Raw genomic sequence first — 13,832 nt, 5'->3', positions numbered from 1 at the left:
AAGCCGCGGCTGACGAATCGATGACGGGAGAGGAGGGCGGGGGCGAAGCGGGACGACGAACTGCGGAGGTAACGCGTCGGCGTCGTTCAGTCGTTCTTGTACTCTTTGCGGAAGCCGCGGAACTCCGCCCGGTGGGCCTCCTCGTCGCCGAGGAGGGTGACTGCGAGGTCCTCGGTGACCGGGTCGTTGGCCTCTTCGGCGGCGTCGACGAGCGCGCGATAGGTCTCGATGGCGTCCTCCTCGGCCTCGATGACGCCCTCGATGACCGAGATGACGCTCGTGCTGTCCTCCGGCGGTTGGAGGTTCGCCTGGTTCGCCTGGAAGTCGGCCGACCCGGGCGGCACCTCGTCGAGTTGCTTGAGGCGCTGACCGATCTGTTCGGCGTGGCCGAGTTCCTCTTGGATGTCCTCCTGCAGCGACCCCTTGATCTCTTCGGCGCGGACGCCGTCGAGGACGATGGAGTTCGTCAGGTAGTTCATCACTGTCTCCAGTTCGTCGAGATACGCCTTCTTCAACAGTTCGATAGCCTCGTCGTTGTCCGTCGCTTGCTCGTTCTCGGGCATCGCCCGCACGTTCGTCCCGAGGGTAAAAATAGGTACTCGCCGGCGGAGACTACTTCAGGTACTCGACCAGTTCGACGACGTAGCCGTCCGGATCCTCGACGAACGCCGCGCGGGCGCCGGCGGGGTCGACGTCGAACGGGTCGCGGACGACCGGACAACCGGTGGCGGCGACGAGTTCCTCGAACGCCTCGTCGGCGTCGTCGACTTCGACGGCGAGGTGGTCGATGCCGGCGGGGTCGACCGCCTCCTCCGATTTGGGGTCGTGTTTGAACTGGATCTCCAGTCCGTCGCCGCTTCCGACGTAGACGTTCTCGACGCCGTTCAGCGTGAACTCGCCAGTCTTCGAGAGGCCGAGTTCGCCGTAGAAATCGAGCATCGCGTCGAGGTCCGAGACGGTTATCGCCGTGTGTATGAGGCGCATGGGCGTCCGTCGAACGCCCGGGTGAAATAGACCGCGGATGTCGACGCGGGCGACGACGGTTCGACCGACGGGTCGCCGGCGGGACGGCGGCGCACCGCGGGGAACCGCCGCGAACCGGGAGTTAACTGCCCCGCCGCCGTCGACTCGACCATGCCGCGAGTCAACGAATCGGACATCGAGTGGTCGGAGACGATGCACGGCGAGACAGCGTTCAGACGGAAGAAACTCGGGTCGGCGGCGGGCGCCGAACGCCTCGGGGCGAGTCTGTACGAACTGCCGCCCGGAGCCGCCTCGTGGCCCTACCACTTCCACGCGGGCAACGAGGAGGCGGCGTACGTCCTCTCCGGGGAGGGGACGCTCCGGACGCCCGACGGCGAGGAGGCGGTTCGCGCGGGCGATTTCCTCTCGTTCCCGGCGGACCCCTCGGGCGCGCACCGACTCCGCAACGACGGCGACGAACCGCTCCGCTACCTCGCCGTCTCGACGATGCGGGACCCGGACGTGACCGTCTATCCGGACTCCGAGAAAGTGGGCGTGTTCGCGGGGGCGCCGCCCGGCGGCGACGGCGAGCGCGTCGTCTCGGGATACTTCAAGCGGGACGACGTGGTGGACTACTGGGAGGACGAACCCTGAAACGGCCGCGTCACGCGAGTGCGGTCTCGATGTCGCCGATGACGTTCTGCGCGGGTCGGCAGTCGCGCGGCGGGGCGCATCTGTCGACGTAGTCCCGGAGTACTCGCGCGAAGAACGCCAGTTCGTCCCGCTCGAAGACGTCGCCGTCTTCCAAGCGCGCGAGAAGCGAGACGGCCCGCGCGGGGTCGTCGTCGTTCTCGACGGTGCGTTCGACGTCGGACAAGAGAGCGGCGTGCAGCACCCACCGCTCTTCGAGCGAGAGGTCGAGGCCGGTCGGACAGTCGCGGGCCGAGGGGGTCATTGTCTGCCTCAGGTCGGTGTACGGCCCGGCGTACATAAAACCATGCGTGTAGTTGGCACACCGAGCGCACGTCCGGCAAAGATTGATGTTCGAGCGGCAAAAACCGGTCAGAGTCGTCGTCGGCCGATTCGGTGACGGCCTGTTCGCCAGCGTCGATGGCCGAGTACGGGAGAGCGGATGATATCGCGCCGAATCGAGCGAACGGAGCTATTCGAAGGCCGGAATCCCGGTTGTGACCGCGATTCCACCGCCTCGAACGAACGGAGTCACTCGAAGGCCGGAATCCCGGTCAGATCCGCCCCGAGGACGAGCGTGTGGATGTCGTGGGTTCCCTCGTAGGTGTACACCGTCTCCATGTTGGCGAGGTGGCGCATCGGCGAGTAGTCGGTGGTGATACCGTTGCCGCCGAGCATCTCGCGGGCCGTCCGCGACACCTCCCGGGCCATTCGGACGTTGTGTCGCTTGGCCATCGACACCTGCTGATTCCGGAGTTCGCCGCGCTCTTTCAACTCCGCGAGGCGGTAGGCCATCAGTTGCCCGTTCGTTATCTTCGTCGCCATCTCCGCGAGTTTGTCCTGCTGCATCTGGAACCGGGCGATGGGGCCGCCGAACTGGTCGCGCCCTTTCGCGTACTCGAGGGCCGTCTCGAAGGCGTCCCGCGCGGCGCCGACGACGCCCCACGAGATGCCGTAGCGGGCCTGCGTGAGACACGACAGCGGCCCCTTCATCCCCTCGACGCCCGGGAGCACGTCCTCCTCGGGGACGCGCACGTCGTCGAGGCCGATGTCGCCGGTGACGGACGCGCGCATGGAGAGTTTGTCGTGTATCTCGTTGGTCGTCACGCCGTCGCGGTCCGTCTCCACGAGGAACCCGCGGACGGGCGACTCCTCCGCGGAGGTGTCGCGTCCCCAGACGACGGCCACGTCCGCGATGGGCGAGTTGGTTATCCACGTCTTCGACCCGTTCAGCACGTACTCGTCGCCGTCCTTCTCCGCCCGCGTCTGCATTCCCGAAGGGTTCGACCCGTGTTCGGGTTCGGTGAGGCCGAAACAGCCCACCGCCTCGCCGGTGCCGAGGGCCGGGAGCCACCGCTCTTTCTGCTCTTCCGAACCGAACGCGTGGATGGGATGCATGACGAGTGCCCCCTGCACGCTCGCCATCGACCGGAGGCCGGAGTCGCCCGCCTCCAACTCCTGCATCAGGACGCCGTACGCCCTGTCACCGACGCCGGGGAGGCCGTAGCCGTCGATAGTCGGCGCGTAGAACCCGAGTTCGCCCATCTCGGGGATGAGTTCCGTCGGGAACGTTCCCGCCTCGAAGTGGTCGCCGATGTCCGGTCTGATCTCCTCGTCGACGAAGCGCCGCGCCTCGTCGCGAATCATCCGCTCTTCGGTCGTGAGGTCCGCCTCCAAACCCAGATAATCGAGCATGAACGTTGCTCGGCGGCGGGCGGCAAAAGGTGTTCGCTCGCCCCCGCGGGGGACGACGGGAAACGCTCGGAGCGACGACGCAGAGGAGAAAGAAGAGCGAGGAAAGAGGAGAGCGTCGAAAGCGGCTCAGGACGCCGTCTCGACGTCGGTTCCGGTGTCGGAAGGGGAATCTGAACGGACCCGCCGCGCGTAGGAGACGAAGTTCTCGAACAGGCGCTTGGCCTCGCAGGCGGCGCCGTAGTTCTCCTCGTCGATGCCGTCTAAGACCGACCGAATCCGCTCGTCGGGGAGGTCCTTTCCCATCGTCACGTACCGGGCGGTGTCGGGGTCGTACTCGGGGTGGAACTGCACGCCCCAGGCGTGCCGCTTCCGGAAGGCGTGGACGCCGTACTCGTTCTCCGCGAGGAGGTCCGCGCCCGCCGGGAGTTCGGTCACGGCGTCCGAGTGGGTCGTGAAGACGGTGAAGCGGTCGTCGATACCCTCGAACAGTTCGCTCTCGGTCGTCTTCCGCACCTGTCGGTAGCCTATCTCGTACTCACCCATCCCCTCGACGGTCCCGCCGAGCGCCGTCGCGAGAATCTGGTGTCCGTAGCAGACGCCGAGGACCGGCACGTCGCGTTCGGCGGCGTCACCGACGTACGTCACGAGGGACGGAATCCACGCCTCGTCCCAGTAGACGGACGCGCGCGACCCCGTGACGACGACGCCGTCGAAGTCGAAGTGCGAGGGGAGTTCCCCGCTCGTGGCGTCGAACTCAACCAGGTCGGCGTCGAGTTCGCGGCGGAAGTTCCGCCGGGTGTTGCTGTCTCCGTGCGACGCGTCGAGGAGAGCGAAACGGAGCCGCTCGGTTCCCTGACTCATTGTCGAATGCGAAGATATCCGGCGTGAAGAACGTTGTGCTCGTGGTGCGTGTTGTCACCGCGAAAACGACCACCCGCCCGACAACCGGTCACCGAGGCAGCTTATTCTTCGAGAAACGAGAGTAGTTCGTCGTTCACTCGCTTCGAGCGTTCGACGTGTGCGAGGTGCCCCGCGCCGTCGACGGCGGCGAACTCCCCGCGGGGGAGGTCCCCGGCGAGCGTCCGGGCGTCCTCGGCGGGCCACGCCGCGTCGTCGGCGCCGTGGACGACCAACGTCGGCGCCGTCACCTCGTACGGCGCGTCGAGCGAGTACCCGCGGACGGCGGCCGCCTGCGCCTCCCACGCCGTCGGGTCGGCGTCCTCCGCGGTGCGCCACTCGACGATCCGTCGCACCGCGTCGGGGTGGTCGGCGACGAATCCTTCCGAGAGTGCCGCCTCCGTCGCCCGTTCGACGCCCTCGCGGTCCGCGGGCGGCGCGTAGAGGGAGTCGAGGTCCACGCCCGACCCGGAGGGGGCGGTTCCGAGGCAGACGAGGCGGTCCACGCGCGAGGTGGTCCGGGCCGCTTCGAGACCCACCATCCCGCCGAGACCCGCGCCGACGACGGCCGCCGACCGGAGACCGGCGTCCGAGAGGACGGCCGTGAGGTCCGAGACGAGGTCCGAGACGGAGTAGGGTCCCGGCGGCGCGTCGGAGCGACCCGCGCCGCGTACGTCGGTGACGACGCTCTCGAACGGCCCCGCGACGGCCGCGTGCTGCCACCCCCACTGCCACGCGCCGTACCCCGCGTCGCCGACGAAGACGACCGAGTCGCCGCCGCCGTCGCGTTCGTAGTAACAGGCGACGCCGCCGTTCGAGGCCACTGGCATGGTCGTAATCGGCGGGGCGTCCCTTTATCGGCACCGACACGGCCCGGTGTCGGCCTACTGCGTCCGCAGTCGCCACCCGCCGCCGTCTTCGTACGACAGCACGCCGTGAAAGAGGCTCTCCAGCGTTGTCACCGTCTGCTGGTCCTGCGTCGACGGGTCGAGGAAGAACAGACCCCGGGCGCCGAGGCGCGGTCCGTCGGCGTCCTCCGTTCCCCGGTGGTCGAAGCCGAGGGTGTCGAGGCGGCCGACGAGGACGTGCAGGAACCGGTACAGCGTCTCCAAGGAGACGTATTGGAGCAACAGGTCGAGCGAGTCCACCGAGACGAGTACCTCGGTGTGCGAGTCGCCGCCCTCCCCGGCGGTCCACAGACCCGTGTACCGCGTCGCCTGCATTCCGACGTGCGTCAGGTCGGCCGGCGTCGGCACCGTCTCGACGGCGACGCCGTCGGGCACGTCGTCCGTCGCGCGGTCCGGCGTCGTCACGACGGCGGCGTTCGACGGCGGGCCGCCGAGGGCCGTCACCCAGTCGTCGTACCACCGCGCGGGCGACTGCGAGAAACAGACGCCGAAGAGGCTGACGGGGCGCGACCCGCCCGCGAGGAGGCGCTTACACGTCGAGTCCGATCCGGACTCGGAGCGCGGCCTGAGGACGAGGAGGCCGGCGGCGTCTCGCGTCTCGCGGGTCACCCGTTCGGTGAGTTCCATCTATCAGTTAAGCAAGTCGACAGCTAGTCTTAACTCTTCCCGTGGGCGGCGAGAAACGACCGAACCGCGGCGGGAGGCCGGAGTGCGGTCGCAACCGGAGTGCGGTCGCAGCGAAGCGAGAGGTCCCGTCTCAGGCGTCGAGAACGCGGCGGAGCACGTCGGGCGCCTCCTCCAGCACCTCGTCGAGGGCGTCGACGTCCGGGCCGCCGCCCTGCGCGAAGTCCGGCGGACCGCCGCCGCCGCCGCCGACGCGGGAGGCGAGTTCGCCGACGACCTCGCCAGCGTTGATGCCCACGCCGTCGGGGACGCCGACGACGAACTGGGCGCTCCCCCCCGCGGCGGACCCGAGGACGGCGACCTTACCTTCGCCGACGATGGCGTTGGCCGTCGCGCGGAGTTCGTCCGCGTCGCCGTCGACCCGTTGGACGACGGCGGGCGTGCCGTCGACGTCTATCTCCTCCGTCTCGGCGGCGGCGCGCGCCTCCGCGAGTTCGGACTTCAGGCGGTCGACCGTCTTACCGCGCTCCTTCCACTCGGTGAAGAACCGCTCGGCCGTCTCCGGAACGTCCTCGGGGTTGACGTCGAGGACGTCGGCCGCGTCGTACAGGGCGTCCTCCGTGCGCTGCGTCGCCGAGATGGCCGCGTCGCCCGCGGCGAAGACGATGCGCTCGACGCCGTCCTGCACGGGTTCGGTGTTCAGAATCTTGATGGCGCCGATGTCGCCCGTCCGCTTGACGTGCGTGCCGCCGCAGGCCTGCACGTCGTCGCCGACGGTGATGACGCGGACGTTGCGTCCCGGCGGAATCCCGCCCTGATAGAGGTCGAAGCCGTACTTCTCCTCGGCCTGGTGACGGTCCGGCCACTCGGCCCGCACCGTGCTGTTGCCCATCACGATGTCGTTGGCGATGTGTTCGATCTGCTTGACCTCCTCGCGCGTGATGCGCTCGTAGTGGGAGATGTCGAAGCGCGCCCGGTCGACGCCCTTCTGCGCGCCGGCCTGTCGCACGTGGTCCCCGAGCACCTCTCTGGCGGCGTGGCCGACGACGTGCGTCGCCGTGTGGTGTCGCATCAGGCGGCGACGACGCTCCACGTCGAGTTGCCCGCGGACGAACTCGCCCTTACCGGGGTCGGCGTCCGTGCGGTGCAGGACGACGCCGTCCCGTATCTGCACGTCCGACACCTGGGCCGTCGCATCGTCCGTCGACAGGGTACCGTGGTCGGCGGGTTGACCGCCGCCCTCGGGGTAGAACATCGTCTGGTCGAGGACCACGTCGTAGCCCTCCTCGCGTTCGATAACGTCGAGGACGACGGCCTCGAACTCCGTGCGCTCCTGGTCGTCGTAGTAGAGTTTCTCGGTGTCGGGCAGGTCGGCGAGTCGCTGCTCGCGCGCTTCGGCCTCCTCGGAGGCGCCCTCCCCCTCGTGGCGGTCCGCGACGAGCGAGTAGAAGTTATCGGGCACGTCGACCGTCGCACCGCGTTCCTCGGCTATCTCCCGCACCATGTCCGGTTGGATGCCGTGGGAGTCGTACAGTTCGACGAGTTCGTCCAGCGGAATCGGCTCCTCGCGGCCGGCGTACTCGTCGGCCAGCGACTGCACCTTCCGGGTGCCGCGCTCGAGCGTCTCGCGGTACTTTCGCTCCTCGGTGCGGACGATGTCGCGGATGGTGTCGCGGTTCTCGTAGTCGAGGCGTTCGGCCTGCATATCCACGAGTTCGTCGAGGGGCGCGTCGACGCCGACGTTGTCGACGAGGCGCTTCGTCCGGCGGAGCACCATGCGCGCGAGGTAGCCCGTCCCGACGTTCGAGGGGACGATGCCGTCGCCGAACATATAGGCTAGAGTTCGGCAGTGGTCGGCGATGGCGTAGATGTCTTCGAGGGGACGGAGTAGCGAGGTGAGTTCCTCGACGTCGACGCCCAACTCGTCGGCGATGTCGCCGCGCGCCTCGTACACGTCGTCCACCTCGTCGATATCCAGGTAGCCCGACAGTTTCGCCGCGCGGTGGACGAGTTCCTCGTCCTCCTCGGACAGCGTGACGTTGGCGTTCTCCTTCAGGAACTCGATCATATCTGGGTACACCGCCTCGTAGACGGTGGCGGTGCCCTGCGACACCCACGCCCAGCGTTCGAGTCCGTAGCCGGTGTCGACGATGTAGGTGTCCATCGGCGAGTACCGGTTGCCGTCCTTCATCTCGTAGTCCCCGTCGGGGTCCTGCTCCATCGACATGAAGACGAGGGTGGCGAGTTCGGCGCCGCGGTACAGCACCTCGAAGGCGGGACCGGCGTTGCCGCCGCCGACCCACGGGTCCTCGATGTACGTTATCTCCTCCAAATCGGCGCCCATATGTTCGAAGAAGTCGTCGCAGAGTTCGACCGTCTCGTCCTTCCAGTACACTTCGCCGGAGTAGGCGTACTCGTCGCCCACCTCCTCGCGGGCGTTGAAGGCGTGGTGAGCCATCATCTCGAACGCCATCGTGTGCCGGCCCGTCTTCCCCACGTTGTCGATGTCCTGCATCCGGATGCAGGGCTGGGAGATGGTCAGCGGGTTCGCCGGCGGCGGCGTCTGACCGCTGGTGACGAGGGGTTGGAAGTCGTAGACGGAGGCCTGCGTCAACAGCACGTCGTCGCGCCAGCGGTTCGCCGCGACCGGGTAGGGTTCGATGCGTTCGTGCCCGTGCGCTTCGAAGAACGAGAGGAACTCCTCCCGCATCTCTTCGAGCGTGTACTCCTCGGCGAAGCCGGGGTTGTCGATGAACGAGTAGTCGTCGGCGGGCGGTTCCCCGCAGGTCTCGCGGTCGGGGTCGCGCGTCCAGAAGTACGCGTCCGTCACCGGGCACTGCTTCCGGTGGAATCCCTCCTCCTCGAAATAGTCGAGGCGGTACTCCTCTTCGAGTTCGCTCATTACCCCAGATTGACCCACGGCCGGGTAAAACAGTTCCGGGTAAGCGGCACCGGAGGCGACGATTTCGGCCTCGTTTCGTTCTTCGACAACTCGAAAGGAGGGTCGGACGCGCGGACGACGCCGACCGGTCGTCGACACCGCTACCGTCGCCACCACCGACACCGCTAACGCCGCGGCGAACCTCTCTGACGCATGGAGATTCGCGAATCCGTCCGCCGTCGTCCGCTCGTCGAGTGGGCGGCGTGGGTGTTGCTCTCGGAACTGGCGGGCGTCGTCGGCGGCGTGGCGACGGCGTCGGCCGTCGGAACGTGGTACGTGACGCTCGTGCAACCGTCGTTCGCCCCGCCGTCGTGGGTGTTCGGACCGGTGTGGATAACGCTGTACGCCCTGATGGGGACGGCAGCGTTCCGCGTCTCGCGCTCCTCGGACCCGCGCGGTCGGGTCGCGCTGTACGCCTTCCTCGGCCACCTCGTCCTCAACGCGGCGTGGTCGTTCGCGTTCTTCGGCCTGCGCTCGACGCTGTACGGACTCGTCGTCATCGTCCCACTCCTCGGTGCCGTCGCCGTCGTGACCGCCCTGTTCGGGCGCGTCGACCGCCGGGCCGCGGCGCTGATGCTCCCTTACCTCGCGTGGGTCGCGTTCGCGACGGCGCTGAACTACCGGTTCTGGGTCCTGAACTGAGCGGGAATCCCGTGAGAGGGTCCACCGCGACGCGCGACAACGCCCCGCAACAGTTATAATCGTTCTGAGTACTGCTTAACCAGACCGACGTGCAAGAAGTAAAACAGGTACGGCTGGCGACGGACGACGCGGCGGCCGTCGACAGAGCGCTGCGGAACGTCGGCGACCGAGTGGCAATAACGCCCGTCGGGACCGACGACCAGTCGGCGGACATCGCCGTCGTCACCGACCCGGAGAGCGACTTCGAGTTCGACGTTCCCGTGGTCTGCTACGCCGACTGCGACCCCGCGTCGGTGCCGCGACCCGAGCGGTTCGACGCGTTCGTCCGCCGGGGGGAGGAAGCGTCGCTGGCGACGCAGGTCCGGTGGCTGCTCGTGAGCGTCGACGGCGGCGACGACAGTCGGGAGCGTCTCAAACGGCTCTACGAGGGCACCTCGACGCTCATCGCCGCCGAGACGACCGACGAACTGTTCGCGCGGGCGATAGACATCGCAGAGCGCATCCTCGCGTTGGATAACTCCTCTATCAGCATCGATGTCGGCGGAAGCTTCCGCGTCGCCGCTACCGACACCGCGTCGGAGGAGGGCGACCTGATACCGCTGAACCAGGGCATCCTGGGCGAAACCTACCGGACCGGCGAGTCGAAACTCGTCGACGACGTCCGCGAGAGCGCCGTCGCCGCGCCCGACGACCCCGAGTTCCGCTCGGTCGTCAGCGTCCCCATCGGCGACATCGGCGTCTTCCAGGCCATCTCGACGGAGATCGGCGCGTACGACGAGACGGACCTCCGACTGGCTGAACTGCTCGTCTCCTACGTCGCCGAGACGGCCGCCCGCATCGACTCCGAAGCGGCGCTCCGGGAGAGCCGCGAGCGCATCGAAGCGCTTCACCGGGGAACGGTCGAACTCGCCGCCGTCACCGACCTCGGCGAACTGTTCGAGCGGACCGTCGGCGTGACCAAGGAAATCCTCTCGTTCGACCTGAGTTACATCGGCGTCGTCGAGGAGGGCTACATCGTCCCCGCGGCGACCTCCGAGGAGTTCCCCGAGGACGGCGCGGAGGTGAAGTCGCTTGAAGACGGCGGCATCGCCGCGCAGGTCCACCGCACGGGACGGACGCGCCTCGTCACGGACATGTCCGAGGCCGAGGACGCCCGGCCGACGAAGGACGCCTACCGCTCGGGGGTGAGCGTCCCCATCGGCGACATCGCCGTCTTCCAGGCGGCCGCGTACACGCCGAACGCGTTCGACGAGGCCGACGTGGAACTCACTGAACTGCTGATGGCGCACGTCGCCGTGACCGCCGAGCGCATCCGCGCGGAGGAGAGCCTCCGAGACGAACGCGACCGCTCGACCGCCCTCTTCGAGCACGTCTCGGACGCCGCCGTCGCCTACGCGGTGGACGAGGGTGGCGTCGCGCGCGTCCAGAGCGTCAACCGCGTCTTCGAGGAGCGGTTCGGTCGACTCGCGGTCGACGTGGTGGGCGAGGACCTCGTGGCGGCCATCGTCCCCGAGGACGACGCCGACCCGCCCGAACTACGCGTCGCCGGAGGAGAGCGCCATCGAAAGGAGGTGCAACGCCTCGCCGCCGACGGCACGCGGGAGTTCATCCTCAACGTCGTCCCCCTCGACCCCGAGTCGAACGACGGCCGGGGGTACGCGCTGTACACCGACATCACCGAGCGCAAGCGCCGCGAGTCGGAGTTGGAGCGGCAGAACGAGCGGTTAGAGGAGTTCGCCAACATCGTGAGCCACGACCTTCGGAACCCGCTGGCCGTCGCGCAGGGTCACCTCGAACTCGCCCGGGAGACGGACCGCGAGGAGTCGTTCGACACGGTCACTAACTCCCTCAGGCAGATGGAACGGCTCATCGACGACCTGCTGTCGCTCGCCCGTCAGGGGAACGTGGTCGGCGAGACGGACGCCATCGACGTGGCGACGGTAGCCCGGCGCGCGTGGGCGACCGTCGAGACGGGCGGGGCGTCGCTGGAAATGGCGGCGACGACGACGGTGGACGCCGACGAGGAGCGACTCGCCGAACTGCTCGGGAACCTCTTTCGGAACGCGCTGGAACACGGCTCCGGGAGCGGTCGGGAAGCGTCCGGTGGTGGCGACGGTGCCGGCGACGCCCGACGCGCCTCGGACGACGGCGGGTCCGTCACCGTCCGCGTGGGTCCGCTCGGCGAGGACGGCGGGGAGGGGTTCTACGTCGAGGACGGCGGCGTCGGCATCCCGCCCGAACGCCGCGAGCGCGTCTTCGAACCCGGCGAGACGACCGGCGAGGACGGCATCGGCTACGGACTCGCCATCGTCTCGCGCATCAGCGACGCGCACGGTTGGTCGGTGTCGGTGACCGAATCGGCGGCGGGCGGCGCGCGCTTCGAGTTCCGGACGTAAGGAACGGCAGCGCTACTCGTACTCGTCGCTCGCGGCCGCCAGGGAGGCGAGCAACGCCTCCAACTGCACCTGCTCGTTCGCCCCCTCGGTGATGCGGTAGTCCGCCTCGCCGATGCGTTCCATCAGGCGGACGGTGGCGCGTTCGTCGAGGTCGAACTCCCACACCGAGCGGTGGAGTTGGTCGATGATGTCGCCGCCGGCCATTCCCGTGTCGACCAGCAGCGTCTCCAGTTTCGACCGCGCGGCGAGGAACTCGCCGTCGATGGCCGACTGGACCATCTCCTCGATGTCCTCGGGGCGGGCGGTGGAGGTGATGAGGTAGACCGCCTCCTCGTCGACCACCTCGCCCGTCGTCGCCGCCGCCTGCAGGGAGTTGATGGCGCGGCGCATGTCGCCGCCGGCGGCGTAGACGAGGGCGTCGAGACCGTCCTCGGTGAGTTCGATTCCCTCCGTCTCGGCGATGGCCTCCACCTGCTTGCGGACGGCGTCGTCGCCGAGGGGGGAAAAGCGGAAGACGGCGCACCGCGACTGGATGGGGTCGATGATCTTCGAGGAGTAGTTACACGAAAGGACGAAGCGCGTGTTGTCGGAGAACTGCTCCATCGTCCGGCGGAGGGCCGACTGCGCGTCCGAGGTGAGCGAGTCGGCCTCGTCGAGGAAGATGATGCGGTAGTCGTAGCCGCCGAAGGAGGCGCGGGCGAAGTTCTTGATGCGGTCGCGCACCACGTCGATGCCGCGTTCGTCGGAGGCGTTGAGTTCGAGGAAGTTGCCGCGCCAGTCGTCGCCGTAGACGGCGCGGGCGATGGCCGTCGCGGAGGTGGTCTTGCCGACGCCCGCCGGCCCCGCGAACAGCAGGTGCGGCAGGTCGTCCTGTTCGATGTACGAGCGGAGTCGGTCGACGATGTCCTCCTGTCCGTACACGTCCTCGAGCGTCTGCGGTCGGTACTTCTCGATCCAGATTTCGCGCCCCGTCGTGCCCTCCGCGTCCGCGGCCTCGCTCATACGCCGGAGTCGGTCCCGGCGAGTGATAAAGCACCCGCGTTGCGTCCGCCGCCGGAGCGAAACGGGGAAAGTCGCGCCGCCTCGAAGGGAGGTATGCACGTCACCGTCGAAGTCGTCGGCGAGGGGGTCGAGAAGGTGTCCGTCGCCGAGGACGGCACCTACGCCGACCTCGTGCGCGCCGTCGACCTCAGTCCCCACGAGGTGTCCGTCCTCGTCGACGGGTCGCCCGTCCCCGAAGACCAACCCGTCGAGGCCGACCGCGTGAAGATTCTGCGACTCATCAAGGGCGGGACGGGCGGGTGACGCGCCCGTGACTCAGCCCGCACCCGAGGTCCGTTCCGCCCGCCCCGCCGACTGCGACGCCGCCGTCGAACTGCTGGACGCGGCGATGCTCGAAGTCGACCCCGCAGAGGTGCGGGAGCGAATCGAGGAGGGAGAGACGCTGGTCGCCGACGCCGGGACGCGACTCGTCGGCGTCTGCGTGCTGGAGTCGCAGGCGGACGGCGCAGAGATAACGCAAATCGCGGTACACCGCTCCCGGCGGGCGCGCGGACTCGGGCGAGAACTGGTCGAGGCGGCCGCGGCGCGGACGGACGGGCCGCTGACGGCGACGTTCCGAGCGCAGGTGCGACCGTTCTACGAGGCGACGGGGTTCGAGATCGAACCGGCGGACGAAGGGGAAAACAAGGGCGGGCGCTTCCGGGGGCGGTTCAGGTGAGCCTCAGATGAGCGGTGCGACCAGTTCGCGGCCCGCTTCGAGGAGTTCGCGGACGTCGTCCTCGCTCGACGCCTCGGCGTAGACGCGCATCTTCGGTTCCGTCCCGGAGGGACGGACGAGGAGCCACGACCCGTCTTCGAGGAGGAGTTTGAAGCCGTCGAGCGTGACGACCTTGGCGATGTCGCGGCCGGCCACCTGGTCGGGGAGTTCGTCGTCCAACTCGTCGATGACGCGGTCTTTCTCCGCGTCGGGGCACTCCAAGCCGATCTTGTCGGCGACGATGTCGCCGTGGGCGTCGAGCAGGCGGTCGACGCGTTCGTCCATCGCTGTCTCTTATACACATCTTGAGCGGCCTG

14 protein-coding genes and 1 pseudogene are annotated in these 13,832 nt (G+C 68.4%); 5 read left to right on the top strand and 10 right to left on the bottom strand.

Annotation, left to right across the window (positions count from 1 at the left end; all coding sequences use genetic code 11):
• Positions 1-86 precede the first annotated feature (86 nt).
• Together C474_RS11015 and C474_RS11010 are read right to left on the bottom strand one after the other, a co-directional pair.
• Positions 87-563 carry a ferritin-like domain-containing protein gene (locus C474_RS11015; RefSeq protein ID WP_008386782.1) on the bottom strand — a complete coding sequence of 159 codons (477 nt, stop codon included), beginning with the start codon at positions 561-563 and terminating at the stop codon, positions 87-89.
• Between the two features lie 49 nt (positions 564-612).
• Positions 613-984, bottom strand: a complete 372-nt coding sequence (locus C474_RS11010) for a VOC family protein (RefSeq protein ID WP_008386780.1) — start codon at positions 982-984, stop codon at positions 613-615.
• 150 nt (positions 985-1,134) lie between these two features.
• Between C474_RS11010 and C474_RS11005 the strand changes: the two genes are divergently transcribed.
• Positions 1,135-1,617 (top strand): cupin domain-containing protein, encoded by a 483-nt coding sequence (locus C474_RS11005; RefSeq protein WP_008386778.1) that lies wholly within the window; start codon positions 1,135-1,137, stop codon positions 1,615-1,617.
• 10 nt (positions 1,618-1,627) lie between these two features.
• Here the strand turns inward: C474_RS11005 and C474_RS11000 are convergent, their stop codons facing one another.
• From C474_RS11000 to alaS, 6 genes are all read right to left on the bottom strand, one after another.
• Entirely contained in the window at positions 1,628-1,918 is a 291-nt protein-coding gene (locus C474_RS11000) for a DUF7853 family protein (RefSeq protein ID WP_008386777.1), read from the bottom strand.
• Between the two features lie 266 nt (positions 1,919-2,184).
• The gene (locus tag C474_RS10995) at positions 2,185-3,348 is read right to left on the bottom strand and encodes an acyl-CoA dehydrogenase family protein (RefSeq protein ID WP_008386775.1); all 1,164 of its coding nucleotides are present in this window, start codon (positions 3,346-3,348) and stop codon (positions 2,185-2,187) included.
• 126 nt (positions 3,349-3,474) lie between these two features.
• Positions 3,475-4,209 (bottom strand): type 1 glutamine amidotransferase, encoded by a 735-nt coding sequence (locus C474_RS10990; protein ID WP_008386773.1) that lies wholly within the window; start codon positions 4,207-4,209, stop codon positions 3,475-3,477.
• 101 nt (positions 4,210-4,310) lie between these two features.
• A complete protein-coding gene (locus tag C474_RS10985) occupies positions 4,311-5,075 on the bottom strand; it encodes an alpha/beta fold hydrolase (RefSeq protein WP_049916923.1) in 765 nt (254 codons plus the stop codon).
• 54 nt (positions 5,076-5,129) lie between these two features.
• Positions 5,130-5,780, bottom strand: coding sequence for a DUF7504 family protein (locus C474_RS10980; RefSeq protein ID WP_008386769.1), 651 nt, complete (start codon positions 5,778-5,780; stop codon positions 5,130-5,132).
• A gap of 130 nt (positions 5,781-5,910) precedes the next feature.
• Positions 5,911-8,679 carry an alanine--tRNA ligase gene (gene alaS / locus C474_RS10975; RefSeq protein WP_008386767.1) on the bottom strand — a complete coding sequence of 923 codons (2,769 nt, stop codon included), beginning with the start codon at positions 8,677-8,679 and terminating at the stop codon, positions 5,911-5,913.
• A gap of 192 nt (positions 8,680-8,871) precedes the next feature.
• Here alaS and C474_RS10970 point away from each other — a divergent pair, with 192 nt between their 5' ends.
• Together C474_RS10970 and C474_RS10965 are read left to right on the top strand one after the other, a co-directional pair.
• On the top strand, positions 8,872-9,360 hold the full coding sequence (locus C474_RS10970; protein WP_008386765.1) for a TspO/MBR family protein: 489 nt from the start codon (positions 8,872-8,874) through the stop codon (positions 9,358-9,360).
• Between the two features lie 149 nt (positions 9,361-9,509).
• Positions 9,510-11,756 (top strand): sensor histidine kinase, encoded by a 2,247-nt coding sequence (locus tag C474_RS10965; protein WP_394295422.1) that lies wholly within the window; start codon positions 9,510-9,512, stop codon positions 11,754-11,756.
• 12 nt (positions 11,757-11,768) lie between these two features.
• On the opposite strand, the gene C474_RS10960 is transcribed toward C474_RS10965, so the two are convergent.
• A complete protein-coding gene (locus tag C474_RS10960) occupies positions 11,769-12,758 on the bottom strand; it encodes a replication factor C small subunit (RefSeq protein ID WP_008386761.1) in 990 nt (329 codons plus the stop codon).
• A 93-nt stretch (positions 12,759-12,851) separates the two neighbouring features.
• On the opposite strand from C474_RS10960, the gene samp2 reads away from it, so the two are divergent.
• Positions 12,852-13,061: a ubiquitin-like small modifier protein SAMP2 gene (samp2, locus tag C474_RS10955; RefSeq protein ID WP_008386760.1), complete on the top strand. Its 210-nt coding sequence runs from the start codon at positions 12,852-12,854 to the stop codon at positions 13,059-13,061.
• 7 nt (positions 13,062-13,068) lie between these two features.
• A complete protein-coding gene (locus tag C474_RS10950) occupies positions 13,069-13,476 on the top strand; it encodes a GNAT family N-acetyltransferase (protein WP_008386758.1) in 408 nt (135 codons plus the stop codon).
• Positions 13,477-13,479: 3 nt separating this feature from the next.
• Here the strand turns inward: C474_RS10950 and C474_RS10945 are convergent.
• Positions 13,480-13,809: pseudogene (locus tag C474_RS10945) on the bottom strand (phosphoglucomutase/phosphomannomutase family protein); the annotation flags it as partial.
• Between the last annotated feature and the right edge of the window lie 23 nt (positions 13,810-13,832).

This window comes from Halogeometricum pallidum JCM 14848, assembly GCF_000337095.1.
Lineage (GTDB): Archaea > Halobacteriota > Halobacteria > Halobacteriales > Haloferacaceae > Halogeometricum > Halogeometricum pallidum.
This window is presented reverse-complemented; position numbering and strand designations above follow the sequence as displayed.